This is a genomic window from Clostridium pacaense (assembly GCF_020709765.2).
GTDB lineage: Bacteria > Bacillota > Clostridia > Lachnospirales > Lachnospiraceae > Enterocloster > Enterocloster hominis.
Genome location: NZ_JAJFEB020000006.1, coordinates 260837 through 284232 on the forward strand (window position 1 = coordinate 260837; position 23396 = coordinate 284232).

Annotated in this window: 22 protein-coding genes; 20 read left to right on the forward strand and 2 right to left on the reverse strand. The window is 48.5% G+C overall.

All coding sequences use genetic code 11. From position 1 onward, the window contains the following. The first annotated feature begins 7 nt into the window (after positions 1 to 7). The 14 genes from LK536_RS42635 to LK536_RS42700 all read left to right on the forward strand — a co-directional run bounded on the left by LK536_RS42635 (position 8) and on the right by LK536_RS42700 (position 13431). A complete protein-coding gene (locus tag LK536_RS42635; protein WP_025483993.1) occupies positions 8 to 907 on the forward strand; it encodes a shikimate dehydrogenase family protein in 900 nt (299 codons plus the stop codon). Further along, the gene (locus LK536_RS42640) at positions 907 to 1665 is read left to right on the forward strand and encodes a threonine/serine exporter family protein (protein WP_227794416.1); all 759 of its coding nucleotides are present in this window, start codon (positions 907 to 909) and stop codon (positions 1663 to 1665) included. The genes LK536_RS42635 and LK536_RS42640 overlap by 1 nt, the downstream gene beginning before the upstream one ends. A gap of 4 nt (positions 1666 to 1669) precedes the next feature. Next, on the forward strand, positions 1670 to 2152 hold the full coding sequence (locus LK536_RS42645) for a threonine/serine exporter family protein (protein WP_227794415.1): 483 nt from the start codon (positions 1670 to 1672) through the stop codon (positions 2150 to 2152). 45 nt (positions 2153 to 2197) lie between these two features. Then, on the forward strand, positions 2198 to 3199 hold the full coding sequence (yiaK, locus tag LK536_RS42650) for a 3-dehydro-L-gulonate 2-dehydrogenase (protein ID WP_227794414.1): 1002 nt from the start codon (positions 2198 to 2200) through the stop codon (positions 3197 to 3199). A gap of 44 nt (positions 3200 to 3243) precedes the next feature. After that, on the forward strand, positions 3244 to 4260 hold the full coding sequence (locus LK536_RS42655; protein WP_227794413.1) for a zinc-binding alcohol dehydrogenase family protein: 1017 nt from the start codon (positions 3244 to 3246) through the stop codon (positions 4258 to 4260). Between the two features lie 219 nt (positions 4261 to 4479). Continuing rightward, positions 4480 to 4974 carry a deoxycytidylate deaminase gene (locus tag LK536_RS42660; protein ID WP_008726177.1) on the forward strand — a complete coding sequence of 165 codons (495 nt, stop codon included), beginning with the start codon at positions 4480 to 4482 and terminating at the stop codon, positions 4972 to 4974. Positions 4975 to 4979: 5 nt separating this feature from the next. Next, positions 4980 to 7199: a DUF4080 domain-containing protein gene (locus LK536_RS42665; RefSeq protein WP_227794412.1), complete on the forward strand. Its 2220-nt coding sequence runs from the start codon at positions 4980 to 4982 to the stop codon at positions 7197 to 7199. 57 nt (positions 7200 to 7256) lie between these two features. Continuing rightward, on the forward strand, positions 7257 to 8072 hold the full coding sequence (nth, locus tag LK536_RS42670; RefSeq protein WP_227794759.1) for an endonuclease III: 816 nt from the start codon (positions 7257 to 7259) through the stop codon (positions 8070 to 8072). 16 nt (positions 8073 to 8088) lie between these two features. Continuing rightward, positions 8089 to 8811 (forward strand): 3'-5' exonuclease, encoded by a 723-nt coding sequence (locus tag LK536_RS42675; RefSeq protein WP_008726182.1) that lies wholly within the window; start codon positions 8089 to 8091, stop codon positions 8809 to 8811. Between the two features lie 241 nt (positions 8812 to 9052). Continuing rightward, the gene (locus LK536_RS42680; RefSeq protein WP_227794411.1) at positions 9053 to 10639 is read left to right on the forward strand and encodes a VanW family protein; all 1587 of its coding nucleotides are present in this window, start codon (positions 9053 to 9055) and stop codon (positions 10637 to 10639) included. Next, positions 10636 to 11238, forward strand: coding sequence for an AIR synthase family protein (locus LK536_RS42685; protein WP_227794410.1), 603 nt, complete (start codon positions 10636 to 10638; stop codon positions 11236 to 11238). The genes LK536_RS42680 and LK536_RS42685 overlap by 4 nt, the downstream gene beginning before the upstream one ends. Before the next feature lie 24 nt (positions 11239 to 11262). After that, positions 11263 to 11745: an Lrp/AsnC family transcriptional regulator gene (locus LK536_RS42690; protein ID WP_008726188.1), complete on the forward strand. Its 483-nt coding sequence runs from the start codon at positions 11263 to 11265 to the stop codon at positions 11743 to 11745. Next, entirely contained in the window at positions 11742 to 12914 is a 1173-nt protein-coding gene (locus LK536_RS42695; RefSeq protein ID WP_008726189.1) for an aminotransferase class I/II-fold pyridoxal phosphate-dependent enzyme, read from the forward strand. Before LK536_RS42690 ends, LK536_RS42695 begins: the two co-directional genes overlap by 4 nt. Positions 12915 to 12924: 10 nt before the next feature. After that, a complete protein-coding gene (locus LK536_RS42700; RefSeq protein WP_474911821.1) occupies positions 12925 to 13431 on the forward strand; it encodes a tRNA (cytidine(34)-2'-O)-methyltransferase in 507 nt (168 codons plus the stop codon). 6 nt (positions 13432 to 13437) lie between these two features. On the opposite strand, the gene LK536_RS42705 is transcribed toward LK536_RS42700, so the two are convergent. Then, complete coding sequence (locus LK536_RS42705; RefSeq protein ID WP_227794408.1) at positions 13438 to 15045, reverse strand: response regulator transcription factor; 1608 nt, start codon at positions 15043 to 15045, stop codon at positions 13438 to 13440. Positions 15046 to 15059: 14 nt separating this feature from the next. Next, the gene (locus tag LK536_RS42710) at positions 15060 to 16703 is read right to left on the reverse strand and encodes a sensor histidine kinase (RefSeq protein ID WP_227794407.1); all 1644 of its coding nucleotides are present in this window, start codon (positions 16701 to 16703) and stop codon (positions 15060 to 15062) included. Positions 16704 to 17298: 595 nt separating this feature from the next. Between LK536_RS42710 and LK536_RS42715 the strand changes: the two genes are divergently transcribed. The 6 genes from LK536_RS42715 (at position 17299) to LK536_RS42740 (ending at position 23394) form a co-directional block, all read left to right on the forward strand. Next, on the forward strand, positions 17299 to 18201 hold the full coding sequence (locus LK536_RS42715; RefSeq protein WP_227794406.1) for a substrate-binding domain-containing protein: 903 nt from the start codon (positions 17299 to 17301) through the stop codon (positions 18199 to 18201). Between the two features lie 17 nt (positions 18202 to 18218). Beyond that, positions 18219 to 19700 carry a sugar ABC transporter ATP-binding protein gene (locus LK536_RS42720; protein WP_227794404.1) on the forward strand — a complete coding sequence of 494 codons (1482 nt, stop codon included), beginning with the start codon at positions 18219 to 18221 and terminating at the stop codon, positions 19698 to 19700. 218 nt (positions 19701 to 19918) lie between these two features. After that, positions 19919 to 20722: an ABC transporter permease gene (locus LK536_RS42725; RefSeq protein WP_235712032.1), complete on the forward strand. Its 804-nt coding sequence runs from the start codon at positions 19919 to 19921 to the stop codon at positions 20720 to 20722. An 11-nt stretch (positions 20723 to 20733) separates the two neighbouring features. Further along, complete coding sequence (locus LK536_RS42730; protein ID WP_227794402.1) at positions 20734 to 21513, forward strand: SDR family NAD(P)-dependent oxidoreductase; 780 nt, start codon at positions 20734 to 20736, stop codon at positions 21511 to 21513. Between the two features lie 11 nt (positions 21514 to 21524). After that, a complete protein-coding gene (locus tag LK536_RS42735) occupies positions 21525 to 22385 on the forward strand; it encodes an MBL fold metallo-hydrolase (protein WP_227794400.1) in 861 nt (286 codons plus the stop codon). 1 nt (position 22386) lies between these two features. Next, positions 22387 to 23394, forward strand: a complete 1008-nt coding sequence (locus tag LK536_RS42740) for a mannonate dehydratase (RefSeq protein WP_227794399.1) — start codon at positions 22387 to 22389, stop codon at positions 23392 to 23394. The last annotated feature ends 2 nt before the right edge of the window (positions 23395 to 23396 follow it).

Sequence of the window (23396 nt, forward strand, 5' to 3'; positions counted from 1 at the left end):
GGGTATCATGAATCTGGAAAATGTTAAATTCAATACGGACACAAAGCTTGTGTTAAATATAGGCGACCCCATGGGTAAGACCAATGCGCCCAGGGCGTACAACAAACTGTTTGGGGAACTGGACATGAACGCAATCATGCTTCCGGTGGAAGTGGAAAAGGGAAAGCTGCCCCAGTTCATGGAGGCATGTAAAATGCTGGGCATCCGCTACATTTCCCCTACCATGCCCCACAAAAAGGATATCATCCCCCTGTTGGATGATGTGGATGAAAGTTCCAGGATATTCCAGTCCGTCAATGCAATCCGCATTGACGGGGACGGCACCAGCCACGGCGTGGGCATGGACGGTAAGGGCGCCCTGAACGCCATCCTTAGCAGCGGCGCCCAGCTTGAGGGGAAAGAGGCGGTGATGTTGGGAAGCGGCAGCATCAGCGGCGTAATCGGGCTGGAGCTGTCAAAGCACGGAATCAGGAAGCTTACCATATTAAACAGGACCGTTGAAAAGGCACAGGAAATCGCCGACATACTGAACACCCATACGTCCATGGAGACAAAGGCCCTGGCATCCACGCCGGAGAACCTTGACAAGGCGGCCGGGACAGCAAAGCTGTTCCTCCAGGTGACGCCCCTGGGAATGGCGGGATACGGTAAGACCCATGAATACCTGGGATTCATGGACTATCTTCCGCAGGACTGCGTGGTATTTGACGTCATCATCAACCCGGCGGACACTCCGGTAATCGCAGCCGCCAAGGCAAGGGGCCTTAAGACCGTACCCGGGCTTAAGATGCTGGCCGGACAGATGGAAGTCATTTTCCGTTTCATGTTCGGTGTGGAGCTTACCCAGGAGAATAAAGATGCCTGTATCCAGGAATTATGCCGGTTCCTGGGCGTTACCGTTGACTGATGATGGAAGTTAACCGTTATCTGGACCTGTTTGTGGACATAGGGCAGGCAATGCTTGAAGCAGGAGCCGAGATACACCGGGTGGAGGACACCATATACCGCCTGTGCGGCGCCTATGGCCTGGGAAGGGCGGATATATTCGCAATCCGTTCCCTGATCCTTGTGACAATCAGGGAGGACACGGGAAGGCTATACACGGACTCCAGAAGGATATATGGCATAGGCACCAATATGGCCAGGCTGGAGGAGCTTAACGCCCTGTCCCGCTATATCTGCCGGGAACGGCCGACGGCCATGGAAATCAGCAGGAGATTTAAGGAGTCCATGGAAAAAAATCCGGTTCCCTGGCAGGAGACCATGTTTGGATACATGCTGGCAGCCTCGTCCTTTGCCTGCTTCTTCGGAGGGCGTTTAAGGGACGGGGCTGCCGCTGCGGTATTAGGCTTCCTTCTGTTTGAGATGGACCGCCATATGGCGGGCAGAAGACTGCAGCGGTTTGTATACATTGCGTTCTGCTCCGTCATCCTCGGCTTTCTTGGGATGGGCTGGGGATGGACGGGATTGGGGCTTTTGCCGGACAAAATCATGATAGGCACAATCATGCTGCTCATACCGGGAATGGCCCTGATGAACTCTGTCAGGGATATGCTTAACAACAATGCCATCAACGGACTGTTCAGCTGTATAGACGCAGTCCTGACAGCAGGAGCCATTGCCGCGGGCTTCGGGGTTCCGCTGATACTGCTGGGAGGATTATAGGGAAATGATGGTTTCAGGAATAGCGGCAGCCGGCTCCTGGCTTCAGGAATCATGCTTTCAGGAATTAGGCTTCCAGACCCTTACCGCTGCCCTTGGCTCCCTGGCCTTTGGCATTGTCTACAAGGTAAGGAATGAGCGCCTTCCTGTGGTGGCGGCCGGAGGCGGCATTGGCTGGTTTTTATACAGCGTGATATTTTGCAGATGGGAAAGCATTTTCATAAGCAACGTGGCAGCCTCGGTATTTGCAACCCTATATTCGGAAGCAATGGCCAGGAAGCGAAAGGCCCCGGTGGTGGTGTTCCTGCTCCCGTGCCTGATACCCCTGGTACCGGGAGGCGGCCTGTACTACACCATGAGTTATGCCGTGTTAAAGGAAATGCAGCAGTTCCGCATCTATCTGTCCAATACGGCAGAGGCGGCCATCGGTATTGCGGCAGGAGTGATACTGGCTTCGGTTCTGGTACACCGTCAGATGCCGGGCCGGTGAACCGCAGCGCAGCCCCTGAAAAGGGGAGGATGAGAGGAGAAGAAGATGAGAGTAAAATATGAGGATATGGTAAACGAATTTAAACGTGTTCTGGTAAAATACGGATTTACGGAAGAAAATGCAGAGGATGCTGCAGGGATATTTGCCCAGAATTCCCTGGCGGGCGTATATTCCCATGGTCTGAACCGTTTTCCCAGGGTAATTGATTACCTGAAAAAAGGGGAGATTGACCCGCAGGTCACGGCTGACTGTGAGATGGCCATGGGCGCGTTTGAGCGTTGGGACGGACACAGGGGATTCGGCCCCCTGAATGCCAAGAAGGCCATGGACCGCGCCGTGGAACTGGCCAAACAGTATGGCATCGGTGTTGTGGCGCTGGGCAACAACAACCACTGGATGCGCGGCGGAAGCTATGGATGGCAGGCAGCCGACCAGGGATGCATCGGAATCTGCTGGTCCAACACACAGCCCAACATGCCTGCATGGGGCGGTATTGACAAGAAGATTGGAAACAACCCGTTTATCATGGCAATCCCAAGAAGTAATGGGGAGCATGTTGTAATTGACTGCGCCGTATCCCAGTTCTCCTATGGCAAGATGGAGGACTGCAAGCTGAAGGGCATTAAACTGCCAGTACCAGGCGGATATGACACCAAGGGCAATCTGACCACGGACCCTGCGGAGATTGAGAAAACCTGGCGCGTGCTGCCCATGGGATACTGGAAGGGAAGCGGCATTTCCATTGCCCTGGACCTGATTGCAACCGTGCTTTCCAATGGGAACTCCGTACATACCATAGGAACCTTTGGGGACGAGGTCGGCCTTACCCAGGTCATGATTGCAATTGACCCGTCGAAGGCCAACACACCGGAACTGACGGACCGGATAGTGACGGACATTGTCAACGATGTTAAATCCTCTGTTCCCGAAAAGGAAGGCGGCCAGGTCCTGTACCCAGGCGAGCCTGAGTTAAATGCCATCCGGGAGAACCGTGAAAACGGGATTCCTGTGGTGGAGGAGAAATGGAATGAAGTACTGGCCATGTAGATATCCATGCACAAAGCTATGAAAGAAGAGAGGTAGGAAAGATTATGTATGCAATCAAATATGACGAGCCGTGGAAGGTCAGGTGCGTTGAGGTTGACAGACCGGAAGCAGGAGAAAATGAAGCCCTGATTAAGGTCAGGTCGGCAGGAATCTGCGGAAGCGACATTGGTGCGTTCCGCGGCACCAACGGACTGGTTACATATCCGCGTATCATCGGTCATGAGGTGGCAGGGGAAATCCTGTCCATACCGGAGAATAATAAAAAGGGCCTGAAAGCAGGAGACCATGTAATTGTCGACCCCTATCTCTACTGCGGCTCCTGTTATCCCTGTTCCATCGGCCGCACCAATTGCTGTACGGACTTAAACGTGCTGGGCGTCCATGTAGAGGGCGGGATGGCTGAATATTTTGTCCATCCGGCAGATATGCTGTGGAAGCTGCCAAAGGATATGCCTTGGGAGCTGGCACCCATTGCCGAACCCCTTACCATTGCACTCCACGGAATCCACAGGGGAGGTTTAAAGGCAGGGGAGCATGTGGCAATCATAGGAGCAGGTCCCATCGGCATCCTGGCGGCCATGGCAGCCATTTCGTACGGCGCCCATCCCATCATGATAGACCTGGTGGATGAACGGCTGGAGGAGGCAAGGAAACTGGGTGTACAGTATACCATCAACTCCGGCAGGGAGGATACAGCGGCCAGGGTTTCAGAGTATACCAATGGACGGATGGCTGAACTGGTGATGGAATGTTCCGGAGCAAACCCGGCCGTGCGCTCTACCCTGGACCTTGTGTCCAACGCAGGGCGTATTACCCTAACAGGCTGGCCAAAGAAGGAGACGCCCCTTCCCACGGATGTGATTACCAAGAAAGAGGTGGACATCCGCGGCGCCCGCACCAGTGCCAATGAGTTTGAGGAGGCCATTGACCTGATCTATTCAGGAAAGGTGGATGCCCGGAAGATACTCACCAAGGTCATTTCCATAGAAGAAGCGCCTGAGACAATCATTGATATCGAGAAGAATCCCGGGGATTACATGAAGGTGAATGTTGTGATGTAAAAATGGTTTCCAGCCTGCGGTTGTGGGCTGGAAACCATTTTTTGCTTTTCAATTAAGAAATCACCCGGCCCATGGAGGAGAAGGCCCCAGGGACGGATACCCATCTTTGGGATACCCTGCATAAAGTCCGAAAACAATAGGAAAATGCCGGATTATGTGATATAATACGCTCCAAGAAATATTCCATTAATTGAAGACTTAAGAAGGAGGAATGCAGCAGTGACTGGAAAGCGTGCGGATTATATAACATGGGATGAATATTTTATGGGGGTTGCCCTGCTGTCAGGCAGACGGTCCAAGGATCCCAGCACCCAGGTAGGTGCGTGTATCGTGAGCCAGGACAACAAGATCCTGTCCATGGGCTACAATGGGTTCCCAAAGGGATGCTCAGATGACGAATTTCCATGGGGTAAGGAAAAGCAGGAGGAAGACCCCTATAATTCCAAATATTTCTACTCCACACACAGCGAGTTAAATGCTATCCTTAACTACAGGGGAGGAAGCCTGGAGGGAAGCAAGCTGTACGTGACCCTGTTCCCATGCAACGAGTGTGCCAAAGCCATTATCCAGGCCGGAATCAAGACCATTATCTATGGGGAGGACAAGTATGCAGAGACTCCTGCCGTCAGGGCGTCCAAACGCATGCTGAACGCAGCTGGTGTGCGTTATTACCAGTACCAGCCCACGGGCAGGAAGATTGAAATAGAGGTATAAATCCCATGAAAATATTACTGGTGGCTGTCAACGCCAAGTATATCCATTCCAACCTTGGTATTTACAGCCTGAAGGCATATGCTGGGCAGCAGCTGGACAGCTTCCGGCCGCGGCAGGCCACAATCGAACTTGCAGAATATACCATCAACCATCAGATGGATGCCTGTCTGCAGGACATCTACAGGAGAAGACCCGATGTAATCGGGTTTTCCTGTTATATCTGGAATATCGGAGCCATCCGCGCCCTGGCAGCCGACCTTAAAAAGGTACTGCCCGGCATTCCCATCTGGTTCGGCGGACCCGAGGTATCCTTTGACTCTGAGAAGGTTTTGAGGGAAAATCCTTCTGTCACAGGAATCATGAAGGGTGAAGGTGAGGAGACATTTGCACAGCTGGCCCAGTATTATGTGGATAACCTGAGGGAAAATGAAGGATATTGTGGAGGAGCAGGCCAGGACGGGAAAGGGGATACATGTGGCCAGTCAGACGCCGGCGGCCCTTCTGTCTGTGATATGTCAGGCGCCAGCGGCCCTTCTGCTTGCGGTATGTCAGACGCCAGTGGCCTTACCTGCTGCAATATACCAGGTTCCGCTAGAGCGTGTTTGAAAATTCATTCCCGCCATCTGCACGCCCCACTTTGCGGCATATTTGGTCCCAATTCGGTCAACGTAGCCCGCTGCGCCTCCCTCATCGGGACCAAATCTCCCACAAAGTGTGACGCACAGCTGACGGAAAGCAATTTTCAAACACGATCTAGTCCCCGCCCTGGCTTGTCAGAAATCCCCGGTCTGACTTACCGCAATCCTGATGGTACAATCACAGATACAGGAATCCGTCCGGTGATGGACCTGAGCAGGATTCCATTTTCCTATCATACCGTGGAATTGGAGGATTTGGAGCACAGGATTATCTATTATGAAAGCAGCAGAGGCTGTCCATTTTCCTGTAGTTACTGTCTTTCATCCATAGACAAGCAGGTGCGGTTCCGGGATTTGGAACTGGTTAAGGAGGAACTTTGCTATTTCCTGGATGCCAGGGTCCCGCAGGTGAAATTCGTGGACAGGACGTTTAATTGCAAAAAGAGCCATGCCATGGCCATCTGGAAATTCATACAGGAGCATGACAACGGTGTCACCAACTTCCATTTTGAGATAGCGGCCGACCTGTTGGGTGAAGAGGAGATGGAACTTCTCGCAAAGATGCGCCCCGGTCTGGTGCAGCTGGAAATCGGCGTTCAGACCACCAATACACAGACATTGGAGGCCATACGGCGCAAAACCGACCTGCAGGAAATACAGCGCATTACCGCCAGGATTGACCAGGGCAGGAATGTACACCAGCATCTGGATTTAATTGCAGGACTGCCCTATGAAGGCATGGACAGCTTCCGGCGTTCCTTTAACGATGTGTATGCCATGGAACCGGAACAGCTTCAGCTGGGGTTCCTGAAGGTTCTGAAGGGTTCTTATATGGAAGAGATGGCTTCGGCTTACGGACTTACCTACTCATCCCTTCCTCCCTATGAAGTCCTCTCCACCAGATGGCTGTCCTATGACGGCATTCTCGAATTAAAGGAAGTGGAGGATATGGTGGAGGTCTACTACAACAGCAGACAGTTTACCTGTACGCTGAAAGCCTTTGAAAAGGAGTTCGCATCCCCATACGATATGTTTTACTTCATGGGAGAGTATTACAGGAACCGCGGACTGGCGGGAATCAGCCACAACCGGATTGCCAGGTATGAAATCCTGTTTGATATTATAAAGGAGCGCCTCATTTTGTTTGGTGGGCAGACCTATGATGTAATAGGGCATGCAGATAATGCGGCCGTGTATGCAGATGATATGTCCAGACCACACTGTCCGAAACAGCAGGCCAAGCTGGCGGAACCGGTCCATCTGGATGATACGCCCCAACGTGAGCTGGAAACATACCGTGACCTTCTTATGACTGACCTTTACCTTCGGGAAAATGTCAAAAGCCGTCCTGGATTTGCCCGTGACCAGTCAGCGTTCAAAGCCCAAATAAAGGATTTCTTCATAAAAGAGGAAAAGGCCCCGCGGTATCTTACAGACTACAAAGGTTATGATTCCAGGCAGATGAGTAAAATGGCCCATGTGGAAGCCATGGCTGATGGAACCCTTGTCCTGTTTGATTACAGGAACCGGAATCCTTTGACCTATAATGCCAGGGCGTGTGTGATAGATAAGACTGATAATGGATAAAGGAAGTAAATAATGAAAAAAACAGCAGTAAAAGCCCAAACAGTAAAGGAATCAGCAATGAAAGCCCCAACAACAAAAGCCCCGGCAGCAAAAGCCCCAACAACAAAAGCCCCGGCAGCAAAAGCCCCAACAACAAAAGTCCCGACAACAAAATCCCCGACAACAATCCCGCCATCCCCCGCCCGCCCATCCGCCTCCAAGCCCTCATCTGGAAAACCGTCCAAAAAACGTGAGACAAAAAAGGAGCAGGCCGCCCGGATTGAGCGCATCCTCAACGCGCTGGACAAGGAGTACGGAATTGAATACCGGTGCTACCTGAACCACGAAACCCCATGGCAATTACTGATTGCCGTCATCATGAGCGCCCAGTGCACGGATGCCAGGGTTAATATCGTGACCGCGGACCTGTTTAAAAAGTACGACACCCTGGAGAAATTCGCGGCCGCCGACCTTAAGGAGCTGGAGAAAGACATCCATTCCACTGGCTTTTATCATATGAAGGCAAAGAACATCATTGCCTGCTGCAAAGACCTGGTGGAGAAGTTCGGGGGCCAGGTGCCGGATACGATAGAAGATCTGACCTCCCTGGCCGGCGTTGGACGCAAGACTGCCAACGTAATCCGCGGCAATGTTTACAATGAGCCAAGTATCGTGGTAGACACCCACGTGAAACGGATTTCCAGGAAGCTGGGGCTTACCAAGGAAGAGGACCCGGAGAAAATTGAATATGATTTGATGAAGGTACTGCCGAAGGACCACTGGATTCTCTGGAATATCCATATCATAACCCTGGGAAGGACCATCTGTATTGCCCGCAGGCCGGGGTGCGGCCAGTGCTTTCTAAGGGAAGATTGCCCGAGCCGCGAAGAATAGGAGAAAATGTAAAACAATGACAAATTCATACATAGCCCTGGACCTGGAAACAACGGGACTGGAGCCAAAGCAGGAGAAAATAACGGAGATAGCCGCCTTAAAAGTAGTGGATGGCGTCATTTCCCAAAGATACGTCACATTTGTAAATCCAGGCCGGAGCCTTGGAGCATATATTACCCAGCTCACAGGAATCACGGACGGGATGCTGGCGGACGCGCCTCCCATTGAGGAACTCATAGAAGATGTGGTGAAGTTCTGCGGTGACCTTCCCCTTCTTGGCCATAATATCCGGTTTGATTACAGCTTTTTAAAACATGCGGCGGTCAACCGGCGTCTGGAGTTTGAACGTGAAGGCATAGACACCCTGACACTGTGCCGTGCATTTATGACAGGAGAGACCAGGAAGAACCTGTCCTGCGCCTGTTCCTATTTCCATGTTCCACAGTCCACGGCCCACCGGGCCCAGGCGGATGCGGAGGCCGCCCATCTGCTCTATCAGGAGCTGATGTCACGCCACGGCCAGGACCAGCCATCCATGTTTGACCCCAAACCATTGATTTATAAAGCAAAAAGGGACCAGGCGGCTACAAAAAGGCAAAAAGAATACTTGCAGGATTTATTAAAATGTCATAGAATAGACATAACTGTGCAGATAGAAGACATGAGCCGCAGTCAGGCATCGCGGATGATTGACACCATTATCTCCCAGTATGGAAGAATACCAAGACAAATCTCTTAAAAAGAGTGGTCTGCAGCAGACTAAGTAAGAGATTCTGAGGCATATTATTATAAAGAGGTGAATGTACATGATGAATATGAGTGATCCTAAATTTAAGAAAATCATTTCCACTGTCATTGTAGTGGTTTTAGTGCTGGCAATGATCGTGCCCATGGCGCTCAGTGCTTTGATGTACTAAGTAGTACTGGTGCTGGGATTCTGGATCCGCAGCATTGAATTAAAATCGGGAAGAGGAGAAATTATGAGAAAAGCAATAGGAAATGCCGGATTGGCGGCAGTCATCAGTATGGGGCTGCTTGCGGCATTTCCAGTGATGGCCTGGGCCGCTCCCGTACTGCCTGAGGGTATCAGCGCAGGCAGCCAGAGTCTGGCGGGGATGACGGCCGAAGAGGCAAAGGCAGCGGTGGAACAGTATGTGGACGGATTGGCGGGTCAGAAGGTGATTCTGAGCGTGGACGGACAGGATGTGGAAACCACGGCAAGGGAACTGGGCTTTCACTGGAGCAATGAACAGGCAGTAGACGAGGCGGCCAGCCAGTATGCGGGAGGCAGCCTGATTAAACAGTATATGGTTCAGAAGGACCTGGCGGCGGCGCCCGTGGACCTGGAACTGGACACGGCGGTGGATTCCGATAAGGTAAAGGCCTTTGTGGACACCCAGTGCCAGGCTGTGACGGCACAGCCCCAGGATGCGTCCATTACAAGGGAGAACGGCCAGTTTGTCATCACGGACTCCGTGGCAGGCAAGGTGGTTGACGCGGCGGCAACAGAAGCAGCGCTCAACGAAGCCTTGGAAGGCGGATTAGAAGAACCAGTTAAGGTAACGGCCCAGGTAACGGAACAGCAGCCTGCCATTACAAGCGAGGACCTGGCAACCATTCAGGATGTGCTGGGTACCTATACAACCGATTTCAGCAGCAGCGGCGCATCGCGCTCCACCAACCTGGCAGTAGGCGCGGCCAAGATTAACGGCCATCTGCTCATGCCCGGGGATGTACTTTCCGGCTATGAATGCCTGCAGCCATTTACAACCGCCAACGGCTACCGCACAGCGGCGGCTTATGAGAATGGCCAGGTAGTTGACAGCATTGGCGGAGGTGTGTGCCAGATTTCCACCACACTGTATAATGCATCGCTGGAAGCAGAAGTGGAGATTGTCCAGAGACAGAACCACTCCATGATAGTAACCTATGTCAAACCGTCCAGGGATGCTGCCATTGCAGGCACATACAAGGATCTTAAGATTAAGAACAATTACGGCACCCCCATTTATGTGGAGGGGTATACCGAAGGCAAAAAACTGACATTTACCATTTATGGTAAGGAAACCAGGCCGGCTAACCGCAAGGTGGAGTTTGTTTCGGAGACAATTGGAAGCACCAGCCCGGGAGAACCCCAGCTGATTGTGGACAATTCCCTGGCTCCAGGCGCCCAGGTCAAGGTACAGTCTTCCCATACAGGACTTAAGTCCAGGCTTTGGAAAGTGGTGACCGTGGACGGCGTGGAGCAGGAAAGGACCCTTCTCAATAAGGATACCTATAATGCATCCAAGGCAATCTACCGGGTAGGGCCAGCCCTTCCGGCTGTTGTACCCCCGGATCCCAATATGACAGCGCCTGTGGAGACGGCCCCGGCGGAGACAGCGCCAGCAACCGGCGTTGACGGCGGACCTGGAGTCACACAGCCGGCCCCGGAGAGTCCGGCTCCGGCAGCCCCAGCGGATCCGGCCCCGGCAGCCCCGGCGGATTCAGCGCCAGCACCGGCGGCGCCAGCTGATCCGGCCCCGGCAGCCCCGGTGGTAACGCCCATACCGGAGGCAGCGGGATGAGGACTGCAGGCCAGGGCCCGGAAGGGTTTGAGAAGCGGGATGGCTTCATGATACCAGGCCAGGATCTGGTGATGGCTGGCTTCACTGGTTTTGAGGGTACACGCAGGATTGGCCAATGTAAGAGGGAAGAACTTGAGGCACATTTTTCCCCTATGTTCTTAAGGTGTCTGGACCAGACGGAAGACATTTCCGTAAAACAATGGATGGAATGTGAGACTGCACAGGGCAGCTGCCCTGTGTCGTCCTACGAATATGCAGGAGAGGGCGGCGTGTTAGCTGCCCTTTGGAATTTATCCGGGATTTTTAATGCCGGGATTGATGTGGATCTGAGGTTGTTTCCTATCCGGCAGATAACGGTGGAGATTTGTGAATTATATGAGCTGAATCCTTACAGACTGCTGTGCGGCAACTGTGTTGTCATGGCGGCTGACCGGGGAGGACAGCTGGTCAGAAGATTAAGCGCGCAAGGGATTCCGGCGGCAGTCATCGGATGTGTGACAGAGGGCATTGCAAGGCAGATACGTCACGGAGAAGAGACAGCTGGCTATCTGGAACGGCCAAAGCCGGATGAACTGCTTAAAATTGTCACTACAATATAATAATCAGGATGGAGGATGTTGAACATGAGAGAGAAGATTCTTGCAGTCATTGAGAAGAACAGCAGGATTGATATTAAAGACCTGGCGGTCCTGCTGGGGGAAAGTGAAGTAGCGGTTGCCAATGAGATAGCGCAGATGGAGAAGGAACACATCATCTGCGGATACCATACCCTGATTAACTGGGACAATACCAGCGATGAGAAGGTGGTTGCCCTCATCGAGGTGAAGGTGACCCCTCAGAGAGGCATGGGATTTGACAAAATTGCAGAGCGCATATACCAGTACAGCGAGGTGGAGGCGGTTTACCTCATGAGCGGCGCCTATGATTTCACTGTATTCATTGAAGGAAAGACCATGCGCCAGGTGGCACAGTTCGTATCTGACAGACTGGCGCCGATGGAGTCTGTCCTCAGCACTGCAACCCATTTCGTACTGAAAAAGTACAAAGACCACGGCACCATCATAAGTGAGCCGGTACAGGATGAAAGGATGTTGATTACCCCATGAGAAATCCCTTATCAGAAAAAATTGTAAACATACCGCCCTCAGGCATCCGCAAATTTTTTGATATTGTAAGCGAGATGAAGGATGCAATCTCCCTTGGCGTGGGCGAACCGGATTTTGAAACCCCCTGGCATATCCGGGAGGAAGGCATCTATTCCCTGGAAAAGGGACGCACCTTTTATACCTCCAATGCAGGCTTGAAGCCACTGAAGGTAGAAATCTGCGAATACTTAAAGCGCAGATGTGGCGTGACCTATGACCCGGACCGGGAAGTCCTGGTGTCGGTGGGCGGCAGCGAGGCCATTGACCTTGCCATGCGGGCCATGCTCAATGACGGGGATGAGGTCCTGGTTCCCCAGCCCAGCTACGTGTCCTACATGCCCTGTGTCACTCTTGCGGATGGCGTACCCGTGGCAATCCAGCTGGAAGAAAAAGACCAGTTCAGGCTGACCCCGGAGAAGCTGCTGGAGAAGATAACGGACAAGACCAAGATTCTTGTGCTTCCCTTTCCCAACAACCCCACAGGCGCAATCATGGAACGGGAAGACCTGGAGAAGATTGTTGAAATCGTGCTGGAAAAGGATTTGTTTGTTGTATCCGATGAGATATACTCCGAGCTTACATATGGGGATGAGCCGCATGTGACCATTGCGTCATTCCCGGGCATGAAGGAGCGGACCGTCCTGATTAACGGATTTTCCAAGGCATACGCCATGACTGGCTGGCGTCTGGGCTATGCAGCTGCCCCGGCGGCCATACTGGAGCAGATGCTCAAGATTCACCAGTACGCCATCATGTGCGCCCCCACCACCAGTCAGTACGCAGCCATCTCTGCCCTTAAGAATGGGGACCCAGATGTGGCCATGATGCGCGAATCCTATAACCAGCGCCGCCGTTTCCTTCTTCATGCATTTGCTGAGATGGGAATCGAGTGCTTTGAGCCAAAGGGCGCATTCTATACCTTTCCCAACATCAAACGGTTTGGCATGACTTCAGAGGAGTTTGCAACCAGGCTGCTGCAGGAGGAAAAGGTGGCAGTTGTGCCGGGAACCGCGTTCGGGGACTGCGGTGAGGGATTTGTAAGGATTTCCTATGCTTACTCATTAAAGAACCTGAAGGAAGCCTTAAGCCGGATTGAGCGCTTTATTAACAGGCTGGACGGAAAGGCGTGACTGTATTATGATGAACGTAGTATTACTGGAGCCGGAAATGCCGTCCAACACAGGCAACATCGGCCGCACCTGCGTGGCTACCCAGACCAGGCTCCATCTGATTGAGCCTCTGGGTTTCAAGCTGAATGAGAAGGCGCTTAAGCGGGCTGGCCTGGATTACTGGGACAAGCTGGACGTGACCGTGTACAGTGATTACCAGGATTTCCTGGAGCGCAACCCGGATGCCCTGGGGCGCATGTACTTTGCTACCACCAAGGCCCACAAGGTTTACTCCGATATGAAATACGAAACAGACTGCTACCTGATGTTTGGTAAGGAAAGCGCTGGGATTCCCGAGGAAATCCTGGTAGAGAACGAGGACCACTGCGTCCGTATCCCCATGTGGGGCGATATCCGTTCCCTGAACCTGTCCAATTCTGTTTCCATTGTGCTGTATGAGGCGCTTAGGCAGCATGGGTTTGAGGAGATGGAGCTTATGGGGCAGCTGCATCAGCTGCATTGGAAGAGTGATATGTAAGGCACCTCACCCAATATTGAGCCGTTTGGATTCCCGGTATTGACTCGGTGTAAGACCAGTGTGGTTTTTAAATAGTTTCACAAAATATTGTATATCTTCGTATCCAGTTGCCCTGGCAATATTAGCGATTTTATCGTTGGTATTTTCCAGGGCCTTTTTTGCATCCTCCAAACGCAGGTTGGTCAGGTATTTTGTAAAATGGATTCCTACTTCATTTTTAAACAGTTTACTGAAATAAGACGGATTGAAGTAAAATGCCTCTGCTACTGTTTTGGATGTGATTGATTCCCTAAAATGCTTTTTGGTATACTCCAGGATGCCTGTTATGGTACTGGAGCGGGTATCTGGATTGTCCATCCGGACATCAGATATGATGACATTTAATATCGCAGTTAAAAAATTCCGGAAGGTGGGGATATCCTGTATTTTATCCAGGTTTGTAAACAGGACAATGGTGAGCTGGGAAAAACTTTCCTGAGGAGAGGCCCCGTATTCAATTAAATGTTCGATAACAGAGTTTATGATACTAAAAGCTGTCATCCTTAAATCATATTGCACGCATCCGGAGGGAAGGTTTAAAAGCGTATGATTTACCCATTGTGTGGTTTCGGCTATACTTCCATGGATGATGGCGTAGGTCAGGGAGTCAATGTTGTCTGGTCTATAATAATTCAGGGAGTATTCTTCAGGAGGTACATGTGTATCCATCCTATAATTGAAACTATTGTTTTTTCTCTTCAGGCATAACACCTCTTCCCTGGCCAGTTGGAGATGGGTGGGGGATGTATATATGCTGCTCATATATAACTGGAACGAATAATGGGATATGGTGTTCAGTATATGACGGATATGTATTAAAACATCGTCCATACGGTGTGATAGATAACTTATATCTTTGCAGGTAAAAAGGAGTCCGGATATTATGTCATGTTCAACTGAAAAGCAGTAACATTTTATGTCCCTGTCTGATATCTGTTCCGATAGTGCCTCAATGGTGGAACGTAATAATAGGACATAAGCCGTTGATTCCGCAGGACGTTTTTTTATGAAAGTAAACTCAAAATACAGACAGGGCAGATTCCTTATTGATAACTGTAAATCTGTTGCCTGCCGGTAAAATTCATCATCTGTGTTGATTCTTCCGAGAATTGTGTTCCAGAAAAATTCTTTGCGTAGTACATCCAGGTTTTCGTGTATCTGCTGGTTGGCAAAATGCAGTTTCTGCTGGTCCTCCCGCTCCTGTTTTATCATTTCAGTGATTCGCAAAACGATTTTTATCAGTTCATCTGCAATAACAGGTTTCATAACATAATCAATGGCCCCCAATCTAAGCGCTTTCTGTGCATATTGAAAATCCGCATAACCACTTATAAGAATAACCTTAGCCTTACAATGCCGCTCTGCAAGGGCTTCCAATAATTCAATACCATTCATTATCGGCATTCGTATATCTGTAATAATAACATCAATACTATGTTCCAAGGCAAGGTCCAGGGCTTCTTTTCCGTCAGCAGCAGTCAATACCTGGGAAATTCCAAAGTCTTTCCACGGGATTGTTTTGGTCAGGCGCTCTTTTACAAGCGGTTCGTCATCCGCAATTAATAAACGGTACATATCGGTTACCTCCCTTAAGTCTGTTGATTGGTCATAGGAACCCGGATATAAACAAGGGTTCCCTCACCATATACACTTTCAATCCTGACACCATAATCATCACCGAATTTCAGTCTGATCTGCAGGTTCAGATTGTGGATTCCAAAGTTTTCTCCTTCTAAATCCGGTTGTTCTATCTGACTTTGTATTAGTTTCAGCTTCTGTTCAGGAATCCCAATCCCATTATCCTGGATGATGATAATTAATCCATCCCCATCTTCATGTGCCTGGATGGTTACCGTGGTTGGCTTGGACAGGGGTTCCGCGCCATGGTAAATGGAATTTTCCACTATGGTCTGTATGGAGTATTTAGGTACGATGACTTTATTATATTGCGGGGGGATTTTTATATCATAATGGATCTTTCCCCTAAAACGCGTGCATTGGATAGTAAGGTAATACTCGGCTATTTTGATTGCATCCTCCAGTGGGATTTCGTTCCTGCCTTCGCTCAGGCTAATCCTGTAGAAATCCGACATGGCCCGTGTAACAGTGGAAACATCTTCTATCCGCCCAAGTTCAGACAAGCTATAGATGGTTTCCAGGGTATTATAGATAAAATGCGGGTTCATCTGCTCCTGGAGGAGGTGGATGGTGGCTTCCTTATTAAGCAGCTGTTCATTTGTAAGGTGGGCAATCAATGATTCTACTTCTGATACCGTGGAATTGAATCCCTCATAAATCAGGCCATATTCATCCTGGCGTTGTTCCTTAATCCGGAAGGATAGGTTCCTGGCAGCTACCTGGCTCATTGCATGATTTAAAATAGATACCGGCTGATAAAAATAGCTGGCGCCGCCAATGGCAATTAATAGCAGAAAAACAATAAGCAGTGCTAAAAATATCAAAAGAGGGGTGAACACATTTTTTATATCCTTTAGATATACATCTTCTGAGAGAAGATGAAGGAAGGTTACGCCATATTCAGAGGAATGTCTCGCAATTGCCAGATATTTATCCTGACCAATATGTAGATACGAAGGAGTCTTTGTATAATCAGCGGTTTTATCCAGATAATTGGTTAGTTCGGGGGTAGGTAAATATTGTCCGTCATTTCCGGACGTACATATTAAGATTTCATTTTGATTAAATACCAGTAAATCCCCCTTATCCTCAATCTGGTTGCGTCGGTAACTTTCGCTGAACAGACTGACAGGAAGATTAAAACTTATATAGGCCAGAGGAGAACCATCAGGTTTACAAAAGCTGGTGAGATAGCTTAAATAATTTTGTTTTTTTGCATATCTATCCATTAGATTAAGGGCGTAGATATCTATTTTTGATGTAGGAACCCAAAAGTGCCTTTTATCAGAATTTATGTATTTGCAGTAATAATCCAGGGATTCAGGGTCGATATCCTCATAATAAGTTGTGGATGAATCAATGAATGTGTGTTCTCCTGGAAGATATATATAAATGCATGAATTCTGCGTATATGCGGGAAACTGAGTCTGTATAACGGTATCTAAACGTTTGAGGACCCGGAGGAGTTCATGGTAATCATTAATCATGACGCTTTCATTTTTTGACTGGTCCTTGTCCGGAGCTTCAGAAAAGAGGTTATTGATAGTTATTTCCAGATTTTCAATCTGAGGCTCACATATGTTCAGCACGGACATTATGTGGTCCTGGGTATTGGACAGGGAACTGTTGATGGATTCCATGGTACGTTTGGTGATGATGGTTTTAGCTGATATAAAAAAATAACAGGTAATAAGGATACAGGGCATAAGTGCAATCACTAAAAATACAAATATTATTTTAAAACGAAAACTGCCCATGGATTTCGTGATATTATCTTTCTTTTTCATGCCCCCACCCCATTTGATTGATAATTTTAAAATTCATATCTTAATATTAACAAAAAAAGTACAATAAATCAAAAAAATCTCAAATTGTTAACAGTGGATAAATCCGATATAGTTGATTTAGATCATAGATAACCTAAAAACCATTAAAAAAGAAAAACGGAGGGGTAACATGAAACGAAGAGCAGGAAAGTGGATAGCAGCAGTTATAGGCATCAGCATGGTATTGGGCGCCTGTGCAGGTGGTAAGGCAGAACAGCCAGTACCGGGGAACAGTCAGGAAAACGTCCAGACGGAGGCACGGACAGACGGGACAGTAGCGTCCGAAAGCCAGGATTCACAGGGGACGCTTCCTGTAAAACCCAAAGATGCGCCAATGAAACCGGAGGATATTACCATTGCATGTGTGGTTTATCAGGAAGACCAGCATCAGGGAATCATAACCCAGGCTGCACAGCAGGCTGCAAAAGACTATGGTGTACAGATTCTGACAGCCAATACAGGAGGGGACAACGCAAAGGATTTGGAATTGATGAACACGTATGTTACCCAAGGGGTTGACGGTCTTGTCTGGGCACCTTCCTCGGAAGTGGTACTGACCCCATTAAACAATATTGCAGATAAGGGTATTCCGGTTACGATTGTCAATGGTACTCCAAACGCAAATGTAGATTTAAGCCATCTATATGGCGTATTTGCAAATGATAATGCCAGTATGAGCAAAACATGTGGACAGATATCAGCGCCGATTGTCAAAGAGATGTATGGGGACAAGCAGGTAAAAATAGCAGTCCTTCAATTTGCAGCGCTTGCCAATGAAGCCTCCAGTACCCGTGTAAACGCTTTTCTGGATGCATTAACCAATGAAGGAGTGAATTATAGCGTTGTTACTGATCAGGATGCCTGGATGCAGGATGAGGCAATTCAGGTAGCAGGGGACGTAATTACGGGTAATCCGGATTTGGATATTATATTCTGTGCAAATGAAGGGGCTATTGTCGGGTCTACGATGGCAGTGAAAAATGCGGGTAAAGAAGGACAGATATATGTGTTCGGAATCGACGTCTCTGTACAGATATCACAAATGATGAGGGAGAGCAATATATGCCAGGTAGCAGTAGGACAGAATTCCTATGAAGGAGGATACAGGGCCGCAGAACAGTGTATTCAGGTATTGATGGGAGATACATCAACAGAACAGTATGTACAGAAGTGGAATGCATGTGAGGACATGGTGCTGAACCAAAGGGAACCTGAAACAATTGAGATATATGAACAACAGATGAAGGACTTAGGTGTAATGAAATAGAGGGAAGGAGCAGGACCATGAGTGTGCTGGAGACCAAAAACATAAGCAAACAATATCCCGGGACACTGGCTTTAGATCATATCAATGTCAGTTTTGACAGCGGAAGAGTCCATGCTTTTGTGGGAAAAAACGGGTCAGGTAAATCCACTTTATTAAAAGTATTTTCAGGAGCAATAAGCCCAACGTCAGGAGAGTTTTTCCTGGATGGAAAGGAAATGCGGTTTAACAGTCCGAAGAATGCGTTTGAAAAGGGAATTGCAACTGTCTATCAGGATTTAAGCCTGGTACCGGGACTGAATGTGGCGGAAAATATCCTGTTGGGCAGAATGCCCATGAAACATGGGATGATTAACTGGAAAGAGGGGCAGCGTATTGCGAAGGATATATTAGATGAATTGCAGCTGGATATACCGGTGGACATACTTGTAAAAGACTTAAGCGCGGGAAATAAGCAGATGGTGGAGATAGCAAAAGCCATGTCCTTCCATCCGAAGGTCCTGCAGCTGGACGAACCCACCTCTGCGCTTGCAAAACATGAAACACAGGCACTGTTCGCCATGCTGAGGCGGTTAAAAGAAAAGGATGTGATTATCATCTATGTATCACATAAACTGCATGAGTTATGGGAGATTGCGGACACCTGCACGGTTCTTAGGGATGGAAAACTCATAGGTACTGAGAACATGGATAAACTGGAACGCAAAGATGTGATACGTATGATGTTTGGCAGTGTGGAAATAAAAAAACGTCCGGAAGATTTAAAGCCAGGCAATAAGGTGGTGCTGCAGGTAAATAATCTTTCAAGGAAAGATAAATTTACTGATATCAGCTTTTCTTTAAAAGAAGGTGAGGTACTGGGGATTGCAGGTATGCTGGGGTCCGGGCGTACAGAACTCCTGCGGGGGATATTTGGGGCAGACAGATATGACTCTGGTGAAATCATCATGTTTGGCGAAAAGATAAAAAAGGCAACACCTCAGCTAATGAAAAAACGGGGACTTGCCATGATTCAGGAGAACAGGACAACAGAAGGCCTTGTGATGGTGCACACAATCAAACAGAACATATGCATGGCAAGTACTGACTTGATTTCCAAGGGTATTTTTGTGAAAAAGAGTCTGGAAAAGGAGTTTGCCCAGCATCAGATTCAGAATCTGCAAATAAAAGTGTCCAGTCCCGATGATCCAATTACTTCGTTATCAGGCGGAAACGCCCAGAAGGTAGTAGTGGGAAACTGGCTGAATACCAATCCTAAGATAATGTTCTTCGATGAACCCTCAAAAGGAATTGATGTCAGCGCAAAACAGCAGATATTCCAGATTATATGGGATGAGGCACGTAAGGGCATATCCAGCATCATGGTATCTACAGAATTGGAAGAATTACTGGAAGTGTGCCACCGGATCATCATCATGCATGAGGGGCGCCTTGTAGGAGAAATTTCTGAACAGGATATAGGCCATCTGGGGATTGATGATTTATATGCAATGTGCATGTGAGAAAGGAGGATACAATGGAAAAGATAATGACCCGGACAAATATCAAACCAGGACAAAGAAACATCAGGATATCATTGAATCAATATTTACTGGAACTGCTGCTGCTTGTCCTGATTGCCGTGATGGCGTTTGCAAGTCCATATTTCCTTACACCTGGTAATTTCCTTAATATTTTAAGAAACATATCCATGCAGGGGATTCTTGCTTTTGGTATGACCATGGTAATTATATGTGGGGAAATTGATTTATCGGTCAGCTCCACGGTAGCAATGTCAGGTGTTATGATTGGATTGTGCTGGGGGAAATGGGGGAGCAGCGGTGTAATGCCTGGGTGGCTTGTTTTTCTTATAGGAATTCTGTCAGCCTGTGCTGTTGGGACGGTAACAGGACTTGTAAATACATATTTTGTCACAAAATTCAAGATGCCATCAATGATTGTCACATTAGCAATGATGAATGTATTATATGGTATCTGTGCAATGATATCCAATGGCTTTCCGGTAGTGACCTTTCCCGGATGGTACAGTACAATCGGGGCTGGCTTTACAATGGAGGTAATTCCTAATGCGGCCATATTCATGCTGATTGTCTTTCTGCTTATCTATATCATAATGCACAAGACAAAACTGGGGCGGGACGTTTATGCATCTGGAGGTAATGCAGAAGCAGCCAGGTTATCAGGCATTAATGTTGTCAGGACAAAGGCAGTATGCATGGTGCTGGTCCAGATAACTGCGGTTATCAGTGGTATCATCCTGTCTTCACAGGTTATGGCTGGAAATTTTACTTTTGCAAAAGACTGGGGAATGACAGTCATATCCTCTGTTATCATTGGAGGCGCCAGCTTTAACGGAGGCATCGGTACAATGAAGGGAACTTTGGTGGGCCTTGTATTCCTGGGGGTGGTAAGCAACGCCATGACCCTGTTAAACGTTGGGGAATATGCCCAATATGTGGTAAGGGGTTCATTGATGATATTTGCAGTGGTGATGAATACACTCCAGGGCAGAAAACAAGCGTAGGAGGAGAATATATGCAGATGGATTATATCAATAAGGTATTCAGCCTTGAGGGAAAGAAAGCCATTATTACAGGAGGCACCCAGGGAATCGGAAGGGCAATTGCTATGTCCCTGGCAAAGCTGGGCGCAGATGTGACCGTGCTGGGAAGAAATAAAAAATATCTGGAAGAGGTAAAAAATGAACTTGATGGTCTGGGAGTCAAGGGGGCGGCATATGAGATAGATGTTTCGGTCCAGTCCCAGGTAGAGGATTTTTTTGATATATATGAAAAGGAAACGGGACGCCTTGATATATATGTGAACAATGCTGCATTCACCATACGGAAACGGGCTATGGAAACCACGCAGGAGGAAATGGATGCACTGTATGCAACGAATGTAAAAGGGGCGCTGTTCGGACTGAAGCGGGCTGGAGAAATCATGAAAAGACAGAAGGATGGGAATATAGTAATCATCACCTCTGTTAATGCGTTAAATCCATTGCCTCCCCAGGCCGTATATACCAGCACGAAGTGTGCCTTGGAGGGGTTGATGAGATGTCTGGCCGCAGATTTATCCCCCTATGGGGTTAGGGTCAATACATGTGCCCCGGGTGCAGTCCTCACCAATATGAACCCGGATTTAGCGGATGCAAAGGAACTTGCTGAGACAGAGCAGATGATTCCATTGAAAAAGGTTGGGGCTCCAGAGGATATTGGGGATGTGGTGGCCTGCATGGTATCAGATGCGTTCCGCTATATGACCGGTGCCACGGTGCTCGTTGACGGAGGCTTGATGCTCAGGGTTTGTTAGGAAGGCCATGTATGATAGAAAATGATAGAAACTTAGCTGATGAAATGAATCATTACAAACCAAGGGATGGGGAACTGGCAGTATGGTGGATGGGACAGAGCGGTTTTCTTGTGAAGTCCCGGGATTGCTGCATACTTTTTGATCCATATCTGTCCACATCCCTGGAGGATATAACCAGGAATAGTCCTGTCATTCAGCATATAAGGATGATGCCCATACCCGTGCAGCCATCATGGATTACATGTGTGGATTATATATTATGCAGTCATGACCATAAGGATCACTATGACAAGGATACGGTGATACCGGTTTTAAAAGCAAATCCTGGTGCCAGGATTGTGGTTCCATTTTCTGCCCGTCCGTCCTTGCTGGAGGATGGAATCAGTGAGGATGATATCCTGGCCTGTCAGGCAGGAAAAAAACTGATGGCTGGAAATATATGCATCGAGGCTATTCCGGGTAAACATAACGGATTTGACTATAGCACTGCTTCCGGGTACCCGTATCTGGGCTACATCGTACGCATGGGGCCTTTTACCTTATATCATGCAGGAGATACCCTATACTATGAAGAGCTCCCTGGCCTGCTGGCCAAAGCAGATGTGCATATGGCATTTGTACCAGTAAACGGATGGGATGAGGAACGGCGCCAAAAAGGATTTGCATCCAATATGATGTATAGCGAAGCAGCAGAACTATGCAGGGAAGCCGGTATCCGCCTTATGATTCCCTGTCACTATGATATGTTTACATTAAACACGGAGCAGATTGGGAAGTTTGTAAATTATGTAAATAACAAAAAAGGAATGCCTGATTATTGGATTCCGGTTATTGGGGAAATGCTTCTATATAAAGAGACGAGGAGGAATTGATTTGAAAATTGCATATTCATTTTATGGGGAACACCATACCCCGTTAAAGTATTTTGCAAAACAGCTTGGTATAAAGTATGCAGTTACAATGCCCCAGGGCGGCAAATATACCAGCCTGGTCCCACCCTGGCATTATATGTCCCTGCGGGAACTCAAACAGGAAATGGAAGATTTCGGGATGGAATGGTCTGTACTGGAAGGGGTGGATTTTATCGATAGTGCAAAGCTGGGCCTGCCGGATAAAGATGAAGCCATTGCCAGATTTTGTACTCTGTTGGAAAATATGGGGAAACTGGGGATAAAGACCGTATGCTATAACTGGATGCCTGTATGGGGATGGTTCAGGACCAGGGTAAATGTGGCTGCAGAAGGAGGAGCGTCTGTTACCGGATTTAAAATGGAGGATGTAAAAGACTGTCCGCCGCCTGCCTGTGGTCCTGTCAGTGCGGACGCCCTATGGACTAACCTGGAGTATTTCCTGAAAAAAGTGGTTCCTGTGGCGGAGAAATATAAGGTACAGCTGGCCGTGCATCCGGATGATCCGCCAGTCAGTTGTATTGGAGGCGTTGACCGTATACTTACCAGTGCGGATGCAATGTACCAGGTTACTAAGCTTGTGCCCAGTGAATATAACGGTATAACCATGTGCCAGGGAACCTTTGCGTCCATGGGTGAGGATGTACCGGATTGTATCCGCAGATTCGGAAGGGAAGGAAAGCTCTTCTTTGCGCATTTCAGGGACATACATGGTCAGCCGGAAGAATTTGTGGAAACCTTTCACCATGTAGGGGATACCGACATGTATGAGGCAATGAAGGCCTATTATGAAATTGGATATCAGGGAGTCATGCGTCCTGACCATGTTCCGACCATGTATGGGGATGATAATTCCAACCCGGGTTATGGGATAAATGGAAACTTATTTGCAACCGGTTATATGCTTGGCCTGATGGAATCAATCGAAAAGGAATTGAAAATAAAAGAAAAAGAAGGTGTATGGAATGGATGAAG

Excerpts from the sequence above, each read along its gene's own strand:
- LK536_RS42635 (WP_025483993.1), top strand. The coding sequence starts at position 8 with ATGAATCTGGAAAATGTTAAATTCAATACGGACACAAAGCTTGTGTTA.
- LK536_RS42640 (WP_227794416.1), top strand. The coding sequence starts at position 907 with ATGATGGAAGTTAACCGTTATCTGGACCTGTTTGTGGACATAGGGCAG.
- LK536_RS42645 (WP_227794415.1), top strand. The coding sequence starts at position 1,670 with ATGATGGTTTCAGGAATAGCGGCAGCCGGCTCCTGGCTTCAGGAATCA.
- yiaK (WP_227794414.1), top strand. The coding sequence starts at position 2,198 with ATGAGAGTAAAATATGAGGATATGGTAAACGAATTTAAACGTGTTCTG.
- LK536_RS42655 (WP_227794413.1), top strand. The coding sequence starts at position 3,244 with ATGTATGCAATCAAATATGACGAGCCGTGGAAGGTCAGGTGCGTTGAG.
- LK536_RS42665 (WP_227794412.1), top strand. The coding sequence starts at position 4,980 with ATGAAAATATTACTGGTGGCTGTCAACGCCAAGTATATCCATTCCAAC.
- nth (WP_227794759.1), top strand. The coding sequence starts at position 7,257 with ATGAAAGCCCCAACAACAAAAGCCCCGGCAGCAAAAGCCCCAACAACA.
- LK536_RS42675 (WP_008726182.1), top strand. The coding sequence starts at position 8,089 with ATGACAAATTCATACATAGCCCTGGACCTGGAAACAACGGGACTGGAG.
- LK536_RS42680 (WP_227794411.1), top strand. The coding sequence starts at position 9,053 with ATGAGAAAAGCAATAGGAAATGCCGGATTGGCGGCAGTCATCAGTATG.
- LK536_RS42685 (WP_227794410.1), top strand. The coding sequence starts at position 10,636 with ATGAGGACTGCAGGCCAGGGCCCGGAAGGGTTTGAGAAGCGGGATGGC.
- LK536_RS42690 (WP_008726188.1), top strand. The coding sequence starts at position 11,263 with ATGAGAGAGAAGATTCTTGCAGTCATTGAGAAGAACAGCAGGATTGAT.
- LK536_RS42695 (WP_008726189.1), top strand. The coding sequence starts at position 11,742 with ATGAGAAATCCCTTATCAGAAAAAATTGTAAACATACCGCCCTCAGGC.
- LK536_RS42700 (WP_474911821.1), top strand. The coding sequence starts at position 12,925 with ATGAACGTAGTATTACTGGAGCCGGAAATGCCGTCCAACACAGGCAAC.
- LK536_RS42705 (WP_227794408.1), bottom strand. The coding sequence starts at position 15,045 with ATGTACCGTTTATTAATTGCGGATGACGAACCGCTTGTAAAAGAGCGC.
- LK536_RS42710 (WP_227794407.1), bottom strand. The coding sequence starts at position 16,703 with ATGTCCGTGCTGAACATATGTGAGCCTCAGATTGAAAATCTGGAAATA.
- LK536_RS42720 (WP_227794404.1), top strand. The coding sequence starts at position 18,219 with ATGAGTGTGCTGGAGACCAAAAACATAAGCAAACAATATCCCGGGACA.
- LK536_RS42725 (WP_235712032.1), top strand. The coding sequence starts at position 19,919 with ATGGTAATTATATGTGGGGAAATTGATTTATCGGTCAGCTCCACGGTA.
- LK536_RS42730 (WP_227794402.1), top strand. The coding sequence starts at position 20,734 with ATGCAGATGGATTATATCAATAAGGTATTCAGCCTTGAGGGAAAGAAA.
- LK536_RS42735 (WP_227794400.1), top strand. The coding sequence starts at position 21,525 with ATGATAGAAAATGATAGAAACTTAGCTGATGAAATGAATCATTACAAA.